Genomic DNA, 23,624 nt, shown 5'->3' with positions numbered 1-23,624 from the left:
TTATCTCATCACAAACGAGAACGAAAACACCCTCATAAATCGCCTATCAAATCTCATAGATTCATATCCTGCCAAAGTTGATTTATGCGTGATTAGCGGTTTTTTCAATGCCAAAGCATTACAAGAAATAGCACGATTTAGCGACAAACTAAACTCACTTACCATAATTTTAGGCAAAGATTCGCCTAGCACAAATGATTCTAGCATTGCCTTTTATTTGCGCCATAGCGATGAGCTAAATAATGTCGAGTTAGACATTATCAAAAATCAGTTAGATGAGATTAGTGCTACTAAAATCGCTTATGATTTTATCGATAGCCACAAATCTATCAAAATCTATACTTTTGATAGCAAAAAAGGACGCGCCACGCTAATCCACTCAAAAATGTATTTTCTCTACGATTGCACCAATCCCAAAATCGAGCAAAACGCCATCATCGGTAGCTCAAATCTAACCGCAAGTGGTTTGGGGCTTTATGGGACAAGCTCAAATAAAGAGCTAAATTTGCTTTGTGATTCCAAAGCGACTACCAAAGACTGCAAAATCTATTTTGACAATCTCTTAAAAGACTGCATAGATTCTACGCAAGCCGTGCTAAATTTGCTTAATACAAGCTATTTTTACCATAGCCCAAAAGACATTATTGATAAAATCGCGCCATATTTTATAGATGAGACACAGGATTTATCCGCCAATGAAACGCACGATTTAGAGCGTGGCGCACAGGCTTACAATCTTTATGATTTTCAAAAAAGCGCGACAAAAGAGCTACTAAAACGACTAAAAACATATCACATAGCCTTACTTGCAGACCCTGTGGGCAGTGGCAAGACTTTGAGTGCATTAGCCCTTGCCACGCTTTATAAGCGAATCGCCATTATTTCCCCAGCCAAGCTAAAAGCACAATGGGAGAGCTATCAAAATGATTCACAAAATTTGTTTATCCAAAATCAAAATATTAAATTTTATAGTTATGATGAAGCGACAAACAAAAATGATAGAAACGCATTTTTGCAAAATGCAGATTTAGTCATCATCGATGAATCCCACAACTTTCGCAACGATAACGCTACCTATCGCAAATTTAAAGAGAAATTAGGGAGAGATTCGCATATTTTGCTACTCTCTGCCACACCGATAAACAATAGCTATTTGGATTTAGCAAGACAGCTCACGCTAAATAGCGATTACATTACCATAAATGGCAAGGTGCTAAATCCCATAGCAATTTGCAAACGCGCAAATGAAATCACCAAACAAGATTTGCAAGATTCTTATAAAGATTTGCAAGGGGATTTCAACGATTCAAATGATTTATCCCAAATTATCCTGCCACCTGATTATTACAAACTTTGCAATCTCATCTTTTCGCGCTCCGCACAAGACATAGAAGCACACCTAAAATCACAGGGCAAATCCCTACCTACAAAACAACCCAAGAGAGAATATTGCTCATCAATCCCCACGCATATCGATTTTAGCATAGATTCATTGCTAGAAATTTTGGGCGTAAATCCAAGCAAAAATAGCCTAACATTTTGCATTTATGACCCTTATAGTGAGCGGTATTTGCCCCGCGAAATCATCGAATTGCTAAAAAGCGACAATCTTTCAAATTTAGGCGATTACTCCACGCCACGAGGATTTTTATGTATGTCGCTTATCAAAGCATTAGAATCTAGTGTCGATGCGTTTAGTAGCATTTTAGATAAAATCATTGATTACCACACGAGCTTTTTAGATGGCGATTTTAGCGAATCTAGTGATGATTTAGACGAATCTAGCGCATTCCCACAGCGATTGCAAAGCATTATAGATTCAAACTACATTAGCGATTTAAGCGATGGATTTTATAGCGATATTCAAAGCGATTTGGATAAATTGCTTCATATAAAATCAAAGTTAGCTTCTTATGATTCAAAGCGCGATTTCCCCAAAAGCGAAAAATTCAAAGCCCTAAAAAAACTCATAAATTCTTGCAACGACATAAAGCGCGAAAAACTCATCATTTTTACAGAGAGCATAGTTACCACAGACGCACTCACAGACGCACTAAAAGCGACTTTTTCGCATTTGAGTATCGAATCTATCACAGGCAACACAGGCATAAAAGATTTTAGCAATTTTAAAAAGCGATTTTCGCCAAAATCCCTGCATTACGAGCTAAAAGATGGCGAGTGTGAAATCGACATTTTAGTTGCCACAGATTGTCTAAGCGAGGGGCAAAACTTGCAAGATTGTGCAAACTTGCTAAATTGGGACATTGCGTTTAATCCTGTCCGTGCGATTCAGCGAATCGGGCGGATTTGGCGCATTGGCTCAAAGCACGAGCTAAATCATATCACGCATTTTTTCCCCGATATGAAGTTAGAAGAATATATCGATTTAGAAGCAAAGCTCCGCTACAAATTAGAAGCGGCAAACTCCGCCACCGCGCTAGAAAATCCATTTTCGATAAATGAGAAAAAATACAGCGCACACAAAGATTTACGCGCAAAACAGCTAAAAGCAATGGAGAGCGAATTTATCGCATTAGAGCAAGAATCTAACGCCTTTGCCAATCTCTCAAATCTCTTTGATTTTACCACTCCACCGCCTAGCCATTTGCAAAATGGCATTTTTTCGATTGCGCTCAATTCGTCATTGCGAGATTTGCCAACGGCAAATCGTGGCAATCTAGATTCCCAAAACCTCCTTTTCGCACTTTTAGAAAATCTAGATTCGCACACAAAATCTATCGAGCAACTATATCCGTGCATTTATGACATTTCAAGCAAGATTTTGCACCCAAGCGTGAGGCAAACTGACAAATACGCAAATCTATCGCAAATCCTCCCACTAAAAGAACTCACGCAAAAGCCACCCCAAGAAGCAATCACTTCTCTTGAAACGCTTACCAACGATTACAGAGATATTAGCGTGTTAAAGCACATTTTTGCAGATTTGACACAAAAATTAAATGAGCAAATTGATTCAATGCAAAAGCAAATCTCTCAAAATGCTTCGCGAGATGGCGGACTTGTCCCTAAAAATCCCAAACCAAAGCCATTTAAACTAATAGCGTGGCTACTTATAAACCCAAACTTTACCACATTACAAGGACAAAATAATGCAAGATAAAATTAAAACCGCCCTACAAAATCTCCAATCCCAAAGCAAATCATTCAAAGATTTGCTAGATTTGTTATTTCCAACATACAAAGATGAAGCAAGTAACGAAAATATAGCGAATCTATCAAATGAAAATTTTGATTTTGCAAATGCGATTATTTTTTATTCTAATGCAAAAAACGATGACAACTTAGAAAGCTCCAAAAGCGGACATAACAATCTAGCATTTAGCCTTATTAACACACATTCACACAAAAGGGCGGATTTGATAGATGCCACTCGTGATATAAATAAAGCAATCACAAGTTATAACATTATCTTTTTTGTAAGCTCTACGCATTTATCCATAGCCTTTGCCACACGCCGAGAACATAAAATCACAAACACAAAAGATGTTTTAGAAAAAATCACTCTCATAAAAGATATAGATTTAGCCCACCCAAGCCACGCCCACCGAAAAAATTTAGACCAAATCGCCCAAATCAAACCAAAAGAAGTAGATAATTATTACAAAGAGATTTTAGAAACTTTAAGCATTTCAAGCCTAAACAAAGAGTTTTATAAAAAAATTTTCACGCATTTTGCGGACTTTGTAGAAAATCTCACATTACCAAACACAAGCGATGAGCAAACCAAGCGTGATTTTGTCCTGCGCCTATTTTCACGCATTTTGTTTTGTAAATTTTTGGAGAAAAAGAGCATTATAAACCCAAATATTTGGGATACAGCTTTGAGCCAAAATTATTACCACGAAGTGTTAGAGCCACTCTTTTTTGCCACGCTAAACACGCCAAAAGATTCACGCGATTACGACTCTTTGCCCGAGCAAATCACTAGCCTTTTAAGCGCGATTCCTTACCTAAATGGCGGATTATTTAGCCCACAGGACAATGATTTTTATGATTCGCAAAATTCAAATATCGATTCGCCATACATTTCAAACACCCTATTTAAAAATCTTTTTATCACGCTTAATTCTTATCATTTTACTATCGATGAGGCAGATGAGAGCGCGGAGGAAGTGGCATTAGACCCCGAGCTTTTGGGGCAGATTTTTGAGAGTCTGTTATCCCAACTTTTTACGGACAACAAGCTAGAAAAACTAGATAAAAACACACTTCGCAAAGCCACAGGGAGCTACTACACGCCCCGCGAAATCGTGCGCTATATGGTGCGTAGCGCGATTTTATCGCATTTGCAAACCACACTAAAAGACAAGGTTGATTCACAATTTTTAGAAAATCTTGTATTTGGTAGCATAGATTCTTGCGATGATGCGCAAAAGCAACCAATCTTAACCGCCATAAATAATATCAAAATCCTAGACCCCGCTTGTGGTAGTGGCGCATTTCCTATGGGGATTTTGAGTGAGATTATCCGTATCCAAAGCGATTTAGGCGACACACGCCCACTTTATACGCGCAAATTAGAGATTTTACAAAATTGCATTTATGGCGTGGATATTCAGCCGATGGCTACCGAAATCGCGCGACTTCGTTGCTTTCTCTCCCTTATCATCGATGAGGATTTTAGCCACAGCAAAGAGCCAAACCCCTTGCCAAATTTAGAATTTAAATTCATCTCCAGCAACTCGCTTTTGCCTTTGCAGACCTCATTGCAAGATTCGCGTGGCAGACAGCTTGGCAGCGATATTTACGAAAAAGGCTTGATAGAATTGCAACAAATCCGCACCGAAACATTTACTAGCCACGACAAAATCGCCCTACAATCAAAATACAAAGCCACGATAGACAAAATCGCAAAAGATTTATTATTTGAAAAACAAGGCGAGATGCCACTTACCAAATGGAATCCCTTTAATCCCAACGATATAGCGCAATTTTTCGATAGCGCGTATATGTTTGGCGTAGAATCTTTTGACATTGTCATAGGCAATCCGCCCTATATCCGCCAAGAATCTATCCCCAACAAACAAGCGATTTTATCCGCATTTGCAGATTTTGCGTGTAGCACCGCAGATATTTACACCTACTTTTTTGCCAAAGCCCTAGATTTACTCGCACCACAAGGCATTCTCACCTACATCGTTAGCAACAAATTCGCCCGCGCAGGCTATGGCAAAAACTTGCGCTCATTATTATTGCGCCACACCATTGAATCCTACACAGATTTTAATGGCATAAAAATCTTTGAAAACGCTATCGTAGATTCGTGCATACTCCAAGTATCAAAGTCCGCTCCACAAAATAACCAAATCCGCTATGCCAAAGATTTATCATCTAAAAATTGCGATTGTATCCCCCAAGATTCGCTCAATGCCGAAGCCTTTATCTTTGTAGATTCACACACCCTAGATTTAAAACAAAAGATTGAAAAAATCGGCACACCGCTTAAAGAATGGGATATTGAAATCTATCGTGGCGTTTTAACGGGCTACAATGAAGCCTTTATTATCGACACTGCGACAAAAGAAGCGATTTTAGATTCGTGCGAATCTAGTGCAGAGCGCAAACGCACAGAGCAAATCATAAAGCCAATTTTGCGAGGACGCGACATTAAAAGATATAGCTATGAATGGGCGAATCTGTGGCTGATAAATACACACAACGGCTATGAAACTAAAAGTGGCGCGAAAATCCCGCCCATTGACATAGGCGAATATCCCGCACTAAAGGCGCATTTGGATAGATTCTACACACAACTACAAAAGCGCACCGACAAAGGCACAACGCCGTATAATTTGCGAAATTGCGCGTATTTGGAGGATTTTGAGAAAGAAAAGATTGTGTATCCAGAAACTTCGCAAGGTGCTTATTTTATGTATGACAGCACAAAGATATTTTTAGAAAAAACTTCTTTTATGATTATTAGCAAAAATTTAAATACAAAATTTTTACTTGGTTTATTAAATAGCACTTTGATAACATTTTATTTTAAAAATTTTTGTGGAGGTTGTATTTTAGGGCAAAAAGGGTATCAATACAATAAGCACGCATTAGAAAAAATCCCTATCCCAAAAATAACGGCGAAAAACCAAAAAACCGCCGATGAGATTGTGAATCTCGTGGATAAAATCCTTGAATCTAAATCACAAGGCAAAGACACAACCCCACTCGAATCCAAAATCGATGATTTGGTTTATAAACTCTACGATTTAGATTCTGATGAAATCCAAATCGCAGAATCTCACAATAACAAATGCAATTTCACGCATTTTGGCTCTTATGTGAATCAAATGTGAATCGCCCCACCAACGCATTTGCATTTTTAGCTATAATTCGCTACAATCCGCGCTTTTTAATCCACGATTTTAAAGGACAAATTCACAATGCAAAATACCCAACATATCCGCAATATCGCCGTTATCGCACACGTAGACCACGGCAAGACGACATTAGTAGATGGGCTTTTAAGCCAATCAGGCACATTTAGCGAGCGCGAAAAAGTCGATGAACGCGTAATGGATAGCAACGACTTAGAAAAAGAGCGCGGTATCACAATCCTCTCCAAAAATACCGCAATCAACTACAAAGGCACAAAAATCAACATTATCGACACGCCAGGACACGCGGACTTTGGAGGCGAAGTCGAGCGCGTGCTAAAAATGGTCGATGGCGTGCTACTGCTTGTCGATGCGCAAGAGGGCGTGATGCCACAAACCAAATTTGTCGTAAAAAAGGCACTAGGCTTTGGAATCCGCCCCATTGTCGTGGTAAATAAAATCGACAAACCCGCCGCCGAGCCTGATAGAGTGGTAGATGAAGTGTTTGATTTGTTCGTAGCGATGGGCGCAAGTGATGAGCAACTTGATTTCCCCGTGATTTATGCAGCAGCGCGAGACGGCTATGCAATCAACAATCTAGAGGACGAAAAAAAGAATTTAGAGCCGCTCTTTGAAGCGATTTTGCAATCTGTCGCCGCGCCTAGTGGTAGCAGTGAAAATCCGCTCCAAATGCAGGTTTTCACGCTAGATTATGATAACTATGTCGGCAAAATCGGCATTGCGCGGGTGTTTAATGGCGTTGTCAAAAAGGGCGAATCCGTAATGCTCGCAAAAGGCGATGGCACAAAAGAAGTAGGCAAAATCACTAAGCTCATCGGCTTTATGGGACTTGCCCGCACCGAGATTGAGAGTGCTGGAGCGGGTGACATTGTCGCTATTGCAGGGTTTAACGCCGTAGATGTGGGCGATTCGATTGTGGATAAGGACAATCCTATGCCCCTAGACCCTATGCACTTAGAAGAGCCCACGATGAGCGTGTATTTCGCGGTGAATGATAGCCCGCTAGCTGGCACGGAGGGCAAACACATCACCGCAAACAAAATCAAAGATAGATTGCTCAAAGAAATGCAGACAAATATCGCAATGCGGTGCGAGGAAATGGGTGAAGGGAAATTCCGCGTGAGCGGGAGAGGCGAGCTCCAAATCACAATCCTAGCGGAGAATCTACGGCGCGAGGGCTTTGAGTTTAGCATTTCACGCCCCGAAGTGATAATCAAAGAGGAAGACGGCGTGAAAAAAGAGCCATTTGAGCATTTGGTAATCGACACGCCACAGGATTTTAGCGGGACGATTATCGAGCGACTTGGGCGCAGAAAGGCAGAGATGAAAGCGATGAATCCTATGAATGACGGATTTACGCGATTGGAGTTTGAGATTCCCGCACGAGGGCTTATCGGCTATCGAAGTGAGTTTTTGACCGATACAAAGGGCGAGGGAGTGATGAATCACAGCTTTTTAGAGTTTCGCGCATTTAGCGGGAGCGTGGAGTCGCGCAAAAATGGCGCGCTCATCTCTATGGAAGCAGGCGAGGCGACAGGATTTTCGCTTTTTAACATTCAAGAGCGAGGGGTGCTATTTATCGCGCCACAGGCAAAAGTCTATGTGGGAATGGTGATAGGCGAGCACAGCAGGGACAATGACTTAGATGTCAATCCCATCAAAGCAAAGCACCTTACTAATATGCGCTCAAGCGGGGCAGATGAGGCAATCAAACTTGTGCCACCGCGAGATTTGACGCTTGAACGGGCATTAGAGTGGATAGAAGAAGATGAGATTTTAGAAATCACACCTTTGAACTTGCGAATCCGAAAAAAGATTTTAGAACCAAACTTGCGCAAAAGAGCGAATAGCAAAAAATGAAAAACGCCCCAGATTCTGCGATTGTCTCAATCATCATCCCCATTTATAATGTCGCGCCGTATTTGCGCGAATGCGTAGATTCTGCACTAAATCAAAGTTATGAGAATTTGGACATAATTTTGGTAGATGATGGCAGCAGTGATGAGAGTTTGCAAATCGCGCTAGATTCTGCAAAAAAAGATGAGCGCATTTTTGTCATTTCAAAACCAAATGGCGGACTTTCTTCTGCGCGGAATTTTGGATTAGAGTTCATCAAAGGAAGCGCGTTGCGTGAGTTTTTCAAATCGCAGAATCTGCGCGATAAAATACCATCATTTACCCAAACCCACACTAAAAACGCGACCACAAAAGAGATTTCGCCAAGCGAGATAAACGCCCATTTTACGCAAATATCGCCAAATTTTATCAAAAGCGATTTAGCGCAAATAAATTCTTTCATTACGCAAAAACTGCCAGATTCTGCGATTATCCACTTTTTGGATAGCGATGATTTTTTGGAAAATGATTGCATTGAGATTTGTATGCAGAATCTGCGCGAAAAAAATTTAGAGATTTTCGCGCATAATTGGAGCGATTTAAGCGAGTGCGGGGAGCGCAAAAATGGATGGTATTTGAGCGATATCAAAAAGCAAAATTATGAAAGCGGATTAGAAATGCTTGTGGCAAATAAGTATTATGCCTTTTTCTTTGCGTGGCAGGGGGCGTTTCGCGCGAGGATTTTGAACCGCTATGCTTTGCGATTTAGCGAGAATATTTATCACGAGGACCACGACTTTGGGACGCTACTTTTTTGCTTGGCGCACAAGGTGGCATATCAAAACGCGCCACTTTATATCTATCGCCAAAGAGCAGAATCTATAATGAATACGCAAAACGCAAACGGGGGGGGGGATTTGCTTACAAAACTGCCTAATTTCTTGCGACCTTTGAGGGCGGACTTTGATGATTATAAAGATTTGCGAGGGTATTTTAAAAGTTATTGTTTAGTGGCGATGGGACGCAGAATCTATGATTTTTGGAGGGCATTTGGAGGCGATGAAACATATTTCAAAAAATCCACTCTTTGGTATGCCAAAAATTACATCGATAATTTTTATAACGCAAAAACTTTCTACGCCCCCAAAGCAAGGGAAAATCTCTCTGCGATGGGATATAAAAATCTCACATTTTGGCATTTTTATTTTGCGATAAAGTCGCGCGCGCGGGATTTGGAGAATTATTTACGGCGATTTGCATTAAAGGGCAAAAATGCAAAATCCTAGATTTTCTATCATCATCCCCATTTTTCGCGTGGAAAATTTTATCGCCCAAACCCTGCAAAGTGCGGTAAATCAAAGTTATGAAAACATTGAAATTATTTGCGTTGATGATTGCGGAGGCGATAGAAGTGTGGAGATTGCAAAAGAGTTTGCGCTAAGTGACCAGCGAGTGAAGATTCTGCAAAATTCGCGCAATCTCGGCACTTTTGCCACGCGAAATATTGGCGCACTAAATGCAAAAGGCGAGTATTTGCTATTTTTAGATGGCGATGATAAATTAGCATTGAATGCGTGTGAAAGGGTAGATTCTGCGATTATAAACGGGGGGGGGGGATTTAGATATTGTAGCATTTAACTACACGCACAAGATTTTGCACCCGCAAAACGCGCTATTTTCTATCAAAGATTTCGCGCTGTATGCTGCAAAAAACGGCATTGGCAGATATTGGGCACTGTCAAATAAGGCGATTTTGCGAAAAACCTACGCAAAATCGCTCCAAAATTTAGATTTAAATCAACGGATTTTGGTATCAGAGGATGTCCTAAACTTCGCAAACCTGCTATTCCACGCCAAAAATTATGCCTGCATAAATGATAAATTATACTTTTACCGCCAAAATCAAAACTCCATAATGCAAAGGACGGACGCTAAAAAACTCCACTTGACCGCGCAAAATCATAATTTGGTGATAAAAACGCTACTGCATTTAAGTGCAAACTTATCGCCCCTATCGCAGAATCTAGCGCGAATTATCTGCATTGAGTTAGAAATCTCAAACATCAACTTTGCAAAACGGGCATTAAACAAATCCACGCTAAACTACCTAAAAACGAGTTTTTATAAGAAATTTTTACGATTGAAACAAAGGCATTTCGTGGCAAAGATTCGCAGAATCTAGTGCGGGAAAATATCAAAAAAACGCAGAATCTAATGCGAAAAATATCAAAATCGCAGAATCTGCATTGCTCTCCGTCATTGCGAGATTTTGCGAAGCAAAATCGTGGCAATCCAAGATTCTGCGAACGCAGAATCTAATAAAAATCAATCGTGCGAAGCACCCAAATCTCGCCCGCTTCGTGGTGCAAAAAAATCGGGAGCAAGGTGCAAGTCAGTGCAACCGCCGATTTTTTGCTAGAAGCGGAAAAGCGAGGCTCTCCCCCTAAAAGCGAAAAGCGGCTGCTTTTTGGGAACACAATTTAAATGAAGTCGGGGGGGGGGGAGCGGGAGCGGGGTGCAGCCCTTTTTGCGAGAAAATAAGAGATTTTGAATTGAATTTAGGTGACAAAACCGCAGAATCTAAAATGAGATATTTCGCTTCGCCCAATATGACAATTTTTTTTGGATTGCTTCGTTGTGTTCGCTACGCTCACACTGCCTCGCAATGACAAAATGAATCAGATTTTGCGATTTGTTCCCCCTCCATTGCGGATGGGGCTAGGGGGTGGGTTTTTTGCATTAGATTCAGCGAATTTTTGATTTTTTTCGTCATTGCGAGATTTTGCGTAGCAAAATCGTGGCAATCCATATTATTATTTTTGGATGATTGCTTCGCTTCGCTCGCAAATTCTACGAATTGCTTCGGCACTTCGTGCCTCGCAATGACGAAGTGGGGGTAGATTCTGCGATTTTCGTGAGATTCGCAGAATCTACCGCATAAAATCACTCTTTCATCGCCACTAGCAAGTCCAACACCAAATTTGCCTGATGTGCGGCACAAATATTCACACGGGGCGACATTAGCCCATTGCCCACCTTTGCTTCGCTCACCAAATCCCCGCACACATAGAAATTTTGCGCGATTTTTTGCGTTTGAATCGCATTTGATTGCCCATATCCTGCAAGTCCCGATGCGCAAATAAGTGGCGTTTGCGGAAAATGTGCGTGAAAATTCTGCGCTATCATCGCCTTTGCCACCGCGCTATCAAACGCCTCGCAAACTATGTCGCAGTCCTTAAAAAGCGTGGGTAGATTGTCAGGCGTAATGCGAAGATTATGCGCATTCGTGGTGATAAATGGATTTATCTGCGCGATTTGCGCGCTTAATGCCTCCGTCTTTAACTTCCCCAAATCGCTTATAAAATAGCTTTGGCGATTGAGATTGCTAGGCTCAACCACATCAAAATCAATCAGCACAAGCCGTCCTACGCCTATTCGCGCAAGCATTACAGCGATATTTGAGCCAAGCCCACCAAGCCCACAAATCGCAACGCAGGACTTTTTTAGCTTGTTATGCACCTTTGGCGTGTGGCGCGAACTCATCATCGCCTCCAACGCCGCCCTAGGTGGCATAATCCCGCGCGGTATGCAAAATAGCTCATCGCCATCTTTTAGCGCAATCGCTTCGCGGGTGCAAAAGCCATTGACAATCCACACATCGCTTTCACTCTCACTTTTTGCACTCAAAAACTCCGCGCTACTCTTTGCGTCCGTCTCACAAGGGTTGTTGTTAAATCGTATTTGCATAGTTGTCCTTTGTGGTAAGATTTTGGCGTGAATTATACTAAATTTTATCGCTGTGAATCTCTACGCCCTCGCATTCGCGCTTTGCGCCATCAGTGTTGTTTTTAAAAATATCCCAAAAGGGAAATTCTTTGCATTGCGCGGGGCGCACGGGGTAGATTTGGCACTGCCTAGTAGATTCATCAAAAAAAATACACGCAAAGCCGTTTTGGTATGGCTTTTCGATAAGTGAGTATTTTACGCCCACTTGGCGGACGAATCGGCTCGTAAAATCGCCAAAATTTAGCCCCAAAAATTCTGCGATTTTGCCCATTTCATCTTTGCTTAAAAAAATATATCCGCTCTCTCCAATACAGCATTTACCCCCGCACTCTGCGCATTTTGATGGATTGAAGCTAAAACCAAAGCCATCTTTTGTGAGCTTTTTTTGCGTGAGTTTTTGTGGTGAATCTTGCGTGGATTGTGTTGTTTTGCGAACTTGATTTGCAAAATCTACAATAGAATCTTTTTTCTTTAAATTAGATTCGCTTGCTTCTTTTCGCAAAAGGGCTGCACCCCCCACCCCGCTCCCCCTACGCGCCAAAAGCTGCCGCTTTTCGCTTTTAGGGGGAGAGCCTCGCTTTTCCGCTTCTAGCAAAAAATCGGCGGTTGCACTACTGCAACCTTGCTCCCGATTTTTTGCACCACGAAGCGGGCGAGATTCGGGTGCTTCGCACGGATTATTTTTATTAGATTCTGCGATTTTCGCAGAATCTTGGATTGCTTCGGACGCTTCGTTCCCTCGCAATGACGAATCTATTTTAGATTCTGCGTTTTTCACACGATTCGCAGAATCTAGCGCAAATTGCATACCCAAAGACGAATTGCCTTCTTTCATAAGTCACTCTCATTTATTTTAATGCTCTTCGTTTTGCAAAATGCGAAAATCTCCCTTGCCTCCGCACTATGCTCGGTATCCACAAAGTTAAAAATCGGAGGCAAAACCTCCAAATATTTTTTGCTAAAATCAGCACTTATCATCGCCAAAGTGGCGTTTTTTTTGGATTCAATTCGCGCATTTTTTTTAGGATAGACAAACTGCAACGCACTAACATTAAAGCCATTTTTTTGAAGCGCACTAAAAATGTCCGCCAACGCGCTACTTTTATAGCAAAAAATAAATTTGCCATTTTTATTAAGCGCGGTTTTAGCGATTTTGGTAAGCGATTCAAAGGGCAGATTTTCGCTTTTTTTTGCCAAAAAAAGATGATTTTTGCGTGGCGGGGGCGAAAATCTATCATAAAACGGCGGATTTGAGATGATAAAATCAAACTTTTTTTTGGATAGATTTTGCAATGAATTTTGATTCGGCGAATCTATGCGCGATTTAGTCAAATCTACGCTAGATTCGCGCCCAAAGATTTCAATCGCATTTTCGCAAAAAATGTTCGCGCTTATATGATTAAAATCCGCATTTTTCTTGCATAATTTCGCATTGCGACTATCAATGTCAATCATCGTTAAATTCACACCAAAGTCCCGCCCACAGAGTAGTCCCAAGATTCCACAACCCGCACCAATATCTACCACACTCACACCATTTTTCAAAAATCTTGCAATAAACGCATACAAAAACAAACTATCGCTATTGTAGCAATAGCCATTTTGTAGCTGATATAGGCTTAAAACGGCTTTATCCATAGTATTGCGTCCTCTCCAATTTGTGCGCTATGCAAAATCCGCCCACCAAAATCGCTATGAAAGTTCCGTCCCACTGCGATTTTTGGCGATATAAAAACAAGCAACAAATCGATTTTATCCCTAAACAGCGCGAAGCTTTTCCCCCCGCCCTCAATTATGCTAAATCCATCTTGCAAAATGTCGCAAATGTCGCTATGAAGCGTGATTTGGCGATTTTTTACGCTATAAATTTTTAGGGTTTTGTCCTCGCATTTTTTTAAACTAGATTCACTCCCAAAAATGCAGACATTTGGGGCTTTTGCGCTTTTTGCTAGGCGCGAATCTAGCAGCGGATTATCATTTAAAATCGTTTTGGTAGAAATGATAATGCGCTTTGCAATTTCGCGCAGTTTGTGAGAAAAAATGCGCGAATATTCGCTTGAAATAATGCCACCTTCAAAGCTACCATTTAGTCGCTGGGCGATTTTAAAAACGCTCAAACGCCTATTTTTGCGCAATCGCAAAAAGGGATAGAGCAAATCTCTGCCCCTATTTTGCAAGACTCCACGCGTGATTTTAACGCCAAATTTTGATAGATTTTCCGCGCCACCACGCGAATTTTCGCCACTCTCATCTACGCTAAAAATAATGTGCTTAAATTCCAAAGCCTTTAAAAGCTCGGCGCACGGGGGCGTTTTGCCGTAATGATTGCAAGGTTCTAGCGTTACAAAAATGCTTGAATCACGCAAGATTCCGCTATGATTTGCCACCAAAAAATCAAAAATTTCACTTGCATTTTTTAGTGTTTGCAAAATCTCAAAATCGTTGCCTTTTAGCGCGATATAGGCGGATTTGGCTGCTTTTAGCTCGGCGTGGCAATCGCCACATTTGCTATGCGCTTCAAGCGACAAAATGCGCCCATTTTTATCCAAAATAAGCGCACCTACGCTAGGATTTGGCAGGGCAAGAAGCTGATTTTCCCACGCCTTGCGCAGTGCCAAGTCCATATAAAAATCTAATTCCATTCAAAAATGCTTTTTGCCTTTTTAATGTCGCTGTATGAAAAAGTGCGCGAATCTAATCTAAAATGCGTCTCATCGGCACTTTGCAAAGTCCCGCAAATTTTGCTTTTGTCATTTAGTGTGATTTGGATTTTTTGATTTAAAAAGCACTTAAAATGGCGCGGTTTGTTTAGGATTCGCTCTAATCCGGGCGAACTAACCTCCAAGCTATACTCTCTCTCAAAAGGCTCATAAACATCAAGCAGCGGGGATAAAATCTCGCTAATCTTTTGGCAATCATCGTGCGTAATGCCGTTTTCTTTGTGAATGCAAACGCGCAAGATGAGATTGTCATTTTCGCGCACCACTTCAATGTCAAACAAATCATAACCGCTAGATTCGACAATCTGTGCGATTTGGGCGGATAGTTTGGCGTCAATCATTTAAATCCTCTCTTTTTGGATTTGTGTTTGTTCTCGCGCGACTTTTTTTGTCATTGCGAGATTCTGCGTAGCAGAATCGTGGCAATCCAAAATAAAATCTAATCCGTGCGAAGCACCCTTAATCTCGCCCGCTTCGTGGTGCAAAAAATCGGGAGCAAGGTTGCAGTAGTGCAACCGCCGATTTTTTGCTAGAAGCGGATTAAGCGAGGCTCTCCCCCTAAAAGCGAAAAGCGGCAGCTTTTGGCGCGTAGGGGGAGCGGGGCGGGGGGTGCAGCCCTTTTGCAAAAAAGAATTTAGCAAATCCAAACGCAAATTAAAATCTAAATTTTTATGGGATTTATTGATTTTTTTTTCTAGCATTGATTCGCCTTGCTTTTTAAATCTTTTGATTTGGATGGTTGCTTCGCTTTGCTCGCAAATTCTGCGAATTGCTTCGGCGAATCTATCGATTCGCCTCGCAATGACGATTCGTTTAAATGCTCTTTTGCGTGGATTTTTCTAAAAATGCCCTCCAATCTATTGATATTTTCCAAACTCTCATCAATCACAAAATTAAGATTTGGCGTCCTATACCACGATAATTGCGCTTGTAAGTTCGCGCGAATCGCCCCACTAGCCTTTTTTAGCAACTTCAAAGCATCATTTGCACTCAAATCGCCAAGCGAATTTTTATCCAAAAAAACCTTTGCAACTTCCTTGCCTTTGCTACATTCCACGCGCGTAATGGCAATGCTTTTCAATCGCGTATCCTCTAAATCAAACAGCACCTCTTGCAACGCCTCTTGCAAAAGCGATTGCGTCCTTAAAATCTTTACATTCATCGCAAAATCACAGCTCTTTTGCCTTGAAAATCTCTTTGATGATTTCAAAGCTATCGCCGACTTTTATGTCGTTGAATGAATCCAACATTATCCCGCACTCATAGCCTTTGCCGACTTCTTTGACATCATCTTTGAAGCGTTTGAGCGATGAGATATTGCCTAAATGTAGCACCTTTTCGCCCCGCAATAAGCGCACTTTGTCGCCCCTATGGACTATGCCTTCAACCACAAAGCACCCTGCGATGACATTGCCTTTGCCAACGCTAAAAATATCGCGCACTTCGATATTGCCGATGATTTCTTCCTCCACAATAGGGCTCATCATATTTGCGATTATGTCTTTGACTGAATCAATCAAATCATAAATCACCGAGTAGCTTTGAATCGCCACGCTTTGCTCTTTTGCCTTGCTTTTGATTTTGCCAAGCGGTTTTACATTAAAGCCCAAAATATAGCAATTTTCTACACTTTGAGCTATGTCAATGTCGCTCTCTGTGATATTTCCCACGCTTGAAGCGATGATATTGACTTTGATTTCATCGTTGCTTAATGATTCAAGTGAGACTTTGATAGCCTCCAAACTGCCCTGCGTATCGGCTTTTACAATCAAATGCAGTGGCTTTAAACGCGCACTTGCGACAACTGAGCTTAATTCATCTAAGGATACTTTCGTGCTACGGGAGAGTTCTTTGGTTCGCAAGTATGATTTGCGCTTCATTGCGTATTCTTTTGCTTTTGATTCGCTCTCAATCCCTACCAAAATCGCCCCTGCGCTTGGCACTTCATTTAGCCCCGTTAAAATCGCAACTTCGGATGGTTTTAGTTCGCTCACGCGTTCGCCATTGTCTTTTATAAGTGCGCGAATCTTGCCATAGGCAGTGTCCGCCACCACACTATCGCCCACTTTTAAAATGCCCTCTTGCACGATTGCCGTTACCACAGGACCTTTGCCTTTATCCAAACTTCCCTCTAACACAACTGCTTTTGGCGCAATTAGCGTGTCTGCTTTAAGCTCCATCAATTCCGCTTGAATAAGAATCGTATCTAACAGCTCATCAATCCCCGCTCCACTTTTCGCGCTCACAGGGACAAAATCAAGCGTCCCGCCCCAATCGCTAGGCAAATAGCCCAACTCTGCCATTTCGGTTTTGAGTTTGTCGGGATTTGCGCCATCTTTGTCCATTTTATTCATCGCAATTATCATCTGCACTTGCGAATCTTTGGCGTGGGCGAGTGCTTCTTTTGTCTGCTCTTTTACGCCATCATCTGCGGCAATGACTATTATGGCAATGTCTGTTACTTGCGCACCGCGTGAGCGCATAGCGGCAAATGCTTCGTGCCCGGGCGTGTCGATAAAGGTAATCGCCTTGCCATTTTTCTCTACCATATACGCGCCTATGTGCTGGGTGATTCCGCCACTTTCAGTTTTGCTAACGCGCGATTCGCGGATATAATCTAAAAGCGAAGTTTTGCCGTGGTCTACGTGCCCCATAATCGTTACCACAGGTGCGCGAGTGATGAGATTTTGCGCCCCATTTGCGCTTGATTGCGCCTCCAAATATTCTAACGCTTCATTTTCCTTTGTGATTTCGATTTTTAGCCCAAATTCCTCCGCCAAAATCTCCACGCGCATTTCGTCCAAAAAGTCGTTTTTGGTTACCATTTCGCCCATTTTAAAGAGCGTAGAGATAATATCCGTGATTTTTAGCCCCACCTTATCGGCAAATTCATACACGCGAATGCCTTCTGGGATTTTGATAATGTCATCTTTTTTCGCACTTGCTTCGCTTTGCGCCTTTTGCGCTTCGCGTTTGTGGTATCCGCGCCCTTTTTTCTTGCGCTCCCTTGAAACGCTATCAAAAAACCACGGATTTTTGCGTTGTATGCGAACTTGCTCGGTTAATCTATCCTCGCTTTTGTCATTTTGCTCTATTTCGTTAAAATCAACTAGCATTACCTCATCGTCATCATCCATCATCGCCGTATCGCCCAAATTGCGGTTCAAATCGATTTTTTGCTCATTTGTGTGAATCTTTTTGGCGACTTCTTTTTTTCTGTCCTTTTTGGATTTGTATTTTGGCGTCTCATCATCGCCAAAATCCGCGCTTGGGTGCAAAATCTTGTCTCTTAAATCCCGCGCCTTGCTTAATTGCTCTTTTGAAGTCGGCTTGGGCTCGGGCTTTGCGCCTTTTGAAACGATGATGATTTTTCGTGATTCGATAGTTTTGATTGGTTTTTGTGAAATCGCAGAATCTTTTGCCTTATTCGCAGAATCTACCGCAGAATCCGCCTTTTTTTCACTAGATTCTGCGATTTTCGCAGAATCCGCAGAATCTAATTTCGCTTTTTTCGCAGAATCTTTGCCTTTTCTCGCAGAATCTTTTGATACTTTCGCAGAATCTACCGCAGAATCCGCCTTTGTTTCACTCGCAGAATCCACCGCAGAATCTTTTGTTTTCGCAGAATCTTTTGCACTCTTTTTTGTGGGTGCTTTTTTTGCTGTGGATTTTTTGGTAGATTCTGCGTCTTTTGTGGATTTTTTAGCGGTTTTTTTCGCACTAGATTCTGCGGTAGAATCTTTTGTGCTCTTTTTTGCGGGTGCTTTTTTTTCTTTTACTTCTTTTTTTGGTGGCATTTTACCAAGCGCAATATAGTTATAAATAATCTCTGCATCGCCCTGCGAGACGCTACTTTGGACGCTTTTTATTGTGATGTCAATTTCAGCAGCCTTTGCCAAAATCTCCTTTGTTTGCATTCCTAATTCCAATGCAATGTCTGCTACCTTTACTTTTTGCTCTGCCATACTTGCGCACTCTCCTTTGTGATGTTTATTTTAAAGATTTTTTGCAAAATTTTCTCGCAATTTTTGGACTCTATGCACGAATCACACAAATAAAAGCTCCGCCCAAACCCGCGAAATGCGACAACTTCGCCATTTTCTATTTGCAATCTTTTAAGCAAATCTTGCGCGAATCGCCCACGACACGCCACGCACATTCTTTGCATTATCGCTTTTTTGCTCAAAACTTTACTCAACTTTGCACCAAAAATCCCGCAATTATACTATAAAATGCTTATGCCATTATTATCAAATTCTAAATCCAAAACGCGAAATTCGCTAAATTTTTTTGCCAAAATCCCCGCAATTTTGGGCGCGTCATCGCGGTAGCAAATGTTTAAAAAAGTCGAGCCACTGCCTGATAAAACGCTCATAAGTGCGCCATTTTTCATCGCTTCTTTTCGCACCGAAAAAAGCGCGGGAAAAAGCCCCATACGCAAATCTTGGTGAATCTTATCATCGCCTACGACTTTTAAAAGTTGCCACCGCTTTTGCGCAAAAATTGACGCAATCATCGAAGCGCGTGAGAGATTAAAAACCGCATCTTGCAAAGCGATTTGGCGTGGAATCGCCCTGCGTGAGTGCTTTGTCGAAATGGGCTTATTTGGAATCACCACAACCGCCTTTATATCGTTAGCGATGCGCGTTTTCACATAAAAAACGCGATTATTTTTTAGCATAGCGACATTAAATCCGCCATTTACCGCTGGTGTGATATTGTCAGGGTGTTTTTCGTATTTCAAAGCGCGATTTATAATCATATCTTTGGTGTATTTTATGCCAAGAATTTGAAATGCGCTTACAATCGCTCCCACAATCACAGCCGATGATGAGCCTAGTCCGCGTGAAATGGGGATTTGATTCTCCAAATAAAAGCTAAAATTTTTTTGCAAGAAATTTGCCTTTGGAGGTTTGGGCGAATCTTTGGGATTTATGATTTTTTGATTTGCAAACTTTGGATTTGCAAACTTTTGATTCAAATGATTTGCGTTTAGATTTTTGGGTGGATTCGTGGCTTTTTTGGGCGAACTTTGCGCTAAATCGCCACTCTTTATCGATTCGCAAGTCTCTTTGAAAATTTTGATGAAATTATTGTCTTTGATTAGCTTTGGAATCCCCTCGCCTTCGCCTTTGATTTTGATACTTTGCAAAATGGAGGGCTTTACTTGAAAATCATTATAAAGCGACAAAGCAAGTCCCAAGCTATCAAAGCCCGGTCCCAAATTCGCGCTAGTTGCTGGAATCCTAACTATCATAAAACGCCTTTTTAGATGATAAAAGTGAAAAAGTGAAATTGTAGCATTTTTTATAGGCAGATTCTGCGATTTTTCTGCGAATCGCAGAATCTAATATTTACTGCTCTCACTCGCGCAATACAACACCGCATCCATACACCCCGCAAGCGAAAACAGCCACATTTTATGCGCAAAAAGCCACTCCAACTTCTTTGCCTTTTGGCTAATCTCATCATTTGCGATTTTTGTGGTGATTTTGACAAGCTCCATTTCTTGGTGAAAAATGTAGCTCTGCGTGGCTTCATTAAAGATTTGCAAAAATTTTTGCGACTTAAAAAGCCCCTTAATTTTTTCAATCGATTCAAGCGTTGAATCCAGCTTTTTAAAGTCAAATTCCTCTAATTTGCCCTCTTTATTTGCACTCTCTAATGCCTCGCAAAGCCCCGCCACTTCTAAAAATAACGCCTCAATTTTTGCTTTTTTTGCATTGCCATATTTTAGCAATTCTTGCGTTTTTTGCTTTGCTTTTTTTAGATTCGCCTTTGTTTCGCTCTCACTTGGCATTTCAAGCGTAATTTGGGCTTTTTTTGTGCTGTTATCCACACTGCTCATCGCTTTTTCAAAAGGCATTTCGATAGTGTGCGGGATTCGCGCACCGCCCTCTGTGGCGTTAATGGCGCAAATCCTGTCTTTTGTATCAAAAATATCTTTTGCAAAAAATTTCAAAAACATATCCCAAACCTGCGTAGATTGCACGAATCCGCCCCCGCCGTATTTTTCAAGTCGCACCACCGCACGTTCTTTTCCAATCTCACTCTCCCCATAAACCGCGCCCTTGCTATGACTTGTCCCGTCCTCTGCAAACGCCAAATCCTGCCCGATAAACACGCATTTTTCAAATCCGCTATGCACCACAATTTCATACGCCATATTTGCCGCGCTTAACCCAATGCCGACATAGCCATAAGATTCAAGCCCAAAATAGCTCGTATAGCCAAATGGACGCTGTGAGATTTGCAAGATTCCGCCCTTTTTGACAATCTCATCAAGCAATTTTTTATGCGCAATCGAAGTGATTGCAAAAATGACATTTTCAAAAAATCGCGTATCCACCACTTCATAAAACTTCGCCGTAAGCTCCACGCGCTCCATTGAAAGCACGATGTCTGGCTTTATGCCGTGTTCGCAAAGAATGGGGAAGGACGCATCAATGCAAAAAATCGTTACAAAATCCTGCATTTTTTTTAAAAGTGGCAGTTGCTTATAAAGGCTAGGACCTGTGGATACAATCACCGCGCAGTCGGTGTTTTTTGCCTTGCCAATCAGCTCATAAAGCGTGGGATTTTTTAGCATTAGCGGGAGATTTGCAATGTGGTGCTTTATGCCCGTAATCGCGTCATTGCTGTCATTTCCAAGACTTACCACGCAATGCTCGATTATGCTAACAAAAAGTTTGTTGATTTGCCCTGCCAAATCCAAAAAATTATCATAATATGCGTTAAAAAAATGCAGATTGTAAAGTTTGCTATGCATTAGCGCGGCTCTATTTTGGCTAAAAAATGGGGATAGATTTTCCATAGTCGCCACATTTGCGTCAAATAAAATGAATCGTTTTGCCAAAATATCATCGCTAAAATCTATCAAATTTAGCACGATGAAAATTATCTCCACATTTGGCTCAAAGACTAAGATTTGCTTGTGCGCGGGGTTTGAGAGAAGCATTTTATACAAAATCCCATTGCCAAGCCCAAAAAAGTAAAGATATGGATAAAGCTGATAGGGCGATAGCGCGTTAAAAATCTGCGTGGTAGATTCGACACTATTGCCGCTAAATAGGACAGATTCGCGCCTTTTATCCAAAATATTTATATCTGCCGAATCTGCCCCGATAAAAACTTCAAAGTCCGTATTTGGCGTAACTTTTTGCAATGTTTGATATAGAGCTAAATCAACCTTGCCAATCGCCCCTAAATTTTTCTCCCAAATGGTCATTTTGCGCCGCTTTTATGTGAGATTCTGCGAATCGTGCGCTATATTTTGCAAATTTAGGCGCGAATCTACTGCAACAATCTCAATACATTTTGTTGCACCAGATTCGCCTGTGCCATCGCAAAACTTCCGCTTTGTGCCAAAACATTATGTTTGCTAAATGTCGCGCTCTCCGCAGCGAAATCCACATCACGAATTAGCGATTCGGCGGCTTTGACATTTACTTGCGTAACGGAGACATTGTTAATCGTTGAGACTAGCTGAATCTGCACAGAGCCTATGTCTGCGCGGATTTTATCTAGCTGAACTCGCGCAGACTCCGCCATATCCATAACAACCATCGCGCCTTTTAGGCTTGTAACCCCCGCGCCTATGCCGTTAATGTTTAGTTGTGCTTGGGCGACATTGGCATTTGCGCCAGAAGCTGAAGCGATATTTGCATCAAAGATTCCCCGCACAGCGCGAAGATTCACGGTGTATTCGGCGATGCCTTGCTCGGAGTGAAAGCCTATGTGGCTATAATTTGTGCCAGAGACGATAATATCGCGCGCATCCGTGCGAATCAAAGTCAGTCGCCCTACGATTGCGTGAGTGTCGCCATCTACGCCTACAAAGTTGCCACCGCCTAGCACTTCGTGCCCTTCAAGCGTTTTTATGCTAATGGCGCGTCCATCAAGACTTCGCAGGTTTAATCGCCCCGTGATATCGGTATATGCTTCAACGCCCGTGTCTTCTTTCACCGTGTTTATCGCTTGAATTAGCCGTCCATCGCTGTCATTTTTACGCACATCATTGACATTGCCAATCTGCGTGCCATTTATGGTAAGTCCGCGAATCGTCCCTGACATCACCGCGCTACTGCCTGTTGCCATTACGCTCCACGCCGCGCGAATGCCAAGTCTATCGGAGTTTTTGTTGATGATTTCAGCAAGGACGCCAATCCCTGTCCCCGCAGAGTGCGAGATTTTCACGGTTTCTAACTCATAGCTATTTATGCCATCGACTTGAATCATATTGAGCGCGACTTCGGTAAGATTTTCCTTGCCATTTTCAGGCTCCATACCCTCCCCTGCGAAGCTTGAACTCTCCATTCGAATATGCCCGATTTTATCGCTACTTGTGGGACCGATGGAGGCTTGGATAGTGGTATTTGAAAAGTCGCCGATTTGAAATTCTTTGTTTGAAAATGAGCCAGAGAGCATTTTTAGCCCATTAAAACTCGTGGTGCTTGCGATATTATCGAGCTCTTCTAAAAGACGGCGAATGTCGCTTTGAAGCGCACGGCGCGATTCGGTGCTTTGTCCGTCCTGTGCAGCTTGAATCGCCTTTGTCTTAATCGTATCCAAAATCTTTAATTGCTCATCCATCGCCTTATCCGCGATTTGAATCATACCGATGGCGTCATTTGCGTTGCGCACCGCTTGTCCCAAACTCTCACTTTGAGAGCGAAGTGAATCGGCAATCGCCATCCCCGAAGCATCGTCAGCCGCCTTGTTTAGGCGCAAACCTGAGCTTAATTTTTCAAGCGAATTGTGAATGCTACGATTGTTTTGCACCCCAATAGTATGCGCGTTTAACGCCGAAATGTTGGTATTTATCCTAAAACTCATATCCGTTCCTTGTGTAGAATTTTGCAAAATTAAGCAAAATGTATTCCAAGTTCGCAGAATCTACTAGGAATTTTTGTGGATATTCGCAGAA

The 23,624-nt window shown here is 41.9% G+C and carries 21 protein-coding genes; 8 read left to right on the top strand and 13 right to left on the bottom strand.

Annotated elements, in window-relative coordinates; all coding sequences use genetic code 11:
• Positions 1-88 precede the first annotated feature (88 nt).
• The 8 genes from ACWIUE_RS08260 (at position 89) to ACWIUE_RS08225 (ending at position 10,611) form a co-directional block, all read left to right on the top strand.
• Positions 89-3,121 (top strand): helicase-related protein, encoded by a 3,033-nt coding sequence (locus tag ACWIUE_RS08260; protein ID WP_454136250.1) that lies wholly within the window; start codon positions 89-91, stop codon positions 3,119-3,121.
• Positions 3,111-6,314: an Eco57I restriction-modification methylase domain-containing protein gene (locus ACWIUE_RS08255; RefSeq protein WP_454136249.1), complete on the top strand. Its 3,204-nt coding sequence runs from the start codon at positions 3,111-3,113 to the stop codon at positions 6,312-6,314. The genes ACWIUE_RS08260 and ACWIUE_RS08255 overlap by 11 nt, the downstream gene beginning before the upstream one ends.
• Positions 6,315-6,401: 87 nt before the next feature.
• Positions 6,402-8,216: a translational GTPase TypA gene (gene typA, locus ACWIUE_RS08250; protein ID WP_454136248.1), complete on the top strand. Its 1,815-nt coding sequence runs from the start codon at positions 6,402-6,404 to the stop codon at positions 8,214-8,216.
• Entirely contained in the window at positions 8,213-9,478 is a 1,266-nt protein-coding gene (locus ACWIUE_RS08245) for a glycosyltransferase family A protein (protein WP_454136247.1), read from the top strand. The genes typA and ACWIUE_RS08245 overlap by 4 nt, the downstream gene beginning before the upstream one ends.
• Positions 9,465-9,830 carry a glycosyltransferase family 2 protein gene (locus tag ACWIUE_RS08240; RefSeq protein WP_454136246.1) on the top strand — a complete coding sequence of 122 codons (366 nt, stop codon included), beginning with the start codon at positions 9,465-9,467 and terminating at the stop codon, positions 9,828-9,830. Before ACWIUE_RS08245 ends, ACWIUE_RS08240 begins: the two co-directional genes overlap by 14 nt.
• Before the next feature lie 16 nt (positions 9,831-9,846).
• On the top strand, positions 9,847-10,374 hold the full coding sequence (locus ACWIUE_RS08235) for a hypothetical protein (protein WP_454136245.1): 528 nt from the start codon (positions 9,847-9,849) through the stop codon (positions 10,372-10,374).
• The gene (locus tag ACWIUE_RS08230; RefSeq protein ID WP_454136243.1) at positions 10,374-10,511 is read left to right on the top strand and encodes a hypothetical protein; all 138 of its coding nucleotides are present in this window, start codon (positions 10,374-10,376) and stop codon (positions 10,509-10,511) included. Before ACWIUE_RS08235 ends, ACWIUE_RS08230 begins: the two co-directional genes overlap by 1 nt.
• Positions 10,462-10,611: a hypothetical protein gene (locus tag ACWIUE_RS08225; RefSeq protein WP_454136242.1), complete on the top strand. Its 150-nt coding sequence runs from the start codon at positions 10,462-10,464 to the stop codon at positions 10,609-10,611. Before ACWIUE_RS08230 ends, ACWIUE_RS08225 begins: the two co-directional genes overlap by 50 nt.
• Positions 10,612-10,842: 231 nt before the next feature.
• Here the strand turns inward: ACWIUE_RS08225 and ACWIUE_RS08220 are convergent, their stop codons facing one another.
• From ACWIUE_RS08220 to ACWIUE_RS08160, 13 genes are all read right to left on the bottom strand, one after another.
• Positions 10,843-11,139 carry a hypothetical protein gene (locus ACWIUE_RS08220; RefSeq protein WP_454136241.1) on the bottom strand — a complete coding sequence of 99 codons (297 nt, stop codon included), beginning with the start codon at positions 11,137-11,139 and terminating at the stop codon, positions 10,843-10,845.
• Positions 11,136-11,939 (bottom strand): thiamine biosynthesis protein ThiF, encoded by an 804-nt coding sequence (gene thiF, locus ACWIUE_RS08215; RefSeq protein ID WP_454136240.1) that lies wholly within the window; start codon positions 11,937-11,939, stop codon positions 11,136-11,138. Before thiF ends, ACWIUE_RS08220 begins: the two co-directional genes overlap by 4 nt.
• 37 nt (positions 11,940-11,976) lie before the next feature.
• The gene (locus ACWIUE_RS08210; protein WP_454136238.1) at positions 11,977-12,813 is read right to left on the bottom strand and encodes a YkgJ family cysteine cluster protein; all 837 of its coding nucleotides are present in this window, start codon (positions 12,811-12,813) and stop codon (positions 11,977-11,979) included.
• Positions 12,810-13,616 (bottom strand): tRNA1(Val) (adenine(37)-N6)-methyltransferase, encoded by an 807-nt coding sequence (locus tag ACWIUE_RS08205; RefSeq protein WP_454136237.1) that lies wholly within the window; start codon positions 13,614-13,616, stop codon positions 12,810-12,812. The genes ACWIUE_RS08210 and ACWIUE_RS08205 overlap by 4 nt, the downstream gene beginning before the upstream one ends.
• Positions 13,598-14,620 carry a bifunctional diaminohydroxyphosphoribosylaminopyrimidine deaminase/5-amino-6-(5-phosphoribosylamino)uracil reductase RibD gene (gene ribD / locus ACWIUE_RS08200; protein WP_454136236.1) on the bottom strand — a complete coding sequence of 341 codons (1,023 nt, stop codon included), beginning with the start codon at positions 14,618-14,620 and terminating at the stop codon, positions 13,598-13,600. The genes ACWIUE_RS08205 and ribD overlap by 19 nt, the downstream gene beginning before the upstream one ends.
• Positions 14,611-15,039 carry a ribosome maturation factor RimP gene (locus ACWIUE_RS08195; RefSeq protein ID WP_454136235.1) on the bottom strand — a complete coding sequence of 143 codons (429 nt, stop codon included), beginning with the start codon at positions 15,037-15,039 and terminating at the stop codon, positions 14,611-14,613. Before ACWIUE_RS08195 ends, ribD begins: the two co-directional genes overlap by 10 nt.
• Entirely contained in the window at positions 15,040-15,399 is a 360-nt protein-coding gene (locus tag ACWIUE_RS08190) for a hypothetical protein (protein WP_454136234.1), read from the bottom strand.
• Complete coding sequence (rbfA, locus tag ACWIUE_RS08185) at positions 15,393-15,908, bottom strand: 30S ribosome-binding factor RbfA (RefSeq protein ID WP_454136233.1); 516 nt, start codon at positions 15,906-15,908, stop codon at positions 15,393-15,395. The genes ACWIUE_RS08190 and rbfA overlap by 7 nt, the downstream gene beginning before the upstream one ends.
• On the bottom strand, positions 15,868-18,663 hold the full coding sequence (gene infB, locus ACWIUE_RS08180) for a translation initiation factor IF-2 (protein ID WP_454136232.1): 2,796 nt from the start codon (positions 18,661-18,663) through the stop codon (positions 15,868-15,870). Before infB ends, rbfA begins: the two co-directional genes overlap by 41 nt.
• A complete protein-coding gene (locus ACWIUE_RS08175) occupies positions 18,645-18,896 on the bottom strand; it encodes a DUF448 domain-containing protein (protein WP_454136231.1) in 252 nt (83 codons plus the stop codon). Before ACWIUE_RS08175 ends, infB begins: the two co-directional genes overlap by 19 nt.
• Positions 18,897-18,923: 27 nt before the next feature.
• Positions 18,924-19,955 carry a homoserine kinase gene (gene thrB / locus ACWIUE_RS08170; protein ID WP_454136230.1) on the bottom strand — a complete coding sequence of 344 codons (1,032 nt, stop codon included), beginning with the start codon at positions 19,953-19,955 and terminating at the stop codon, positions 18,924-18,926.
• A gap of 90 nt (positions 19,956-20,045) precedes the next feature.
• Complete coding sequence (locus tag ACWIUE_RS08165) at positions 20,046-21,926, bottom strand: motility associated factor glycosyltransferase family protein (protein ID WP_454136229.1); 1,881 nt, start codon at positions 21,924-21,926, stop codon at positions 20,046-20,048.
• Positions 21,927-21,991: 65 nt separating this feature from the next.
• The gene (locus tag ACWIUE_RS08160; RefSeq protein ID WP_454136228.1) at positions 21,992-23,533 is read right to left on the bottom strand and encodes a flagellin B; all 1,542 of its coding nucleotides are present in this window, start codon (positions 23,531-23,533) and stop codon (positions 21,992-21,994) included.
• Positions 23,534-23,624: the final 91 nt, after the last annotated feature.

The sequence above is a fragment of the Helicobacter sp. 23-1045 genome (assembly GCF_053654655.1).
This window is presented reverse-complemented; position numbering and strand designations above follow the sequence as displayed.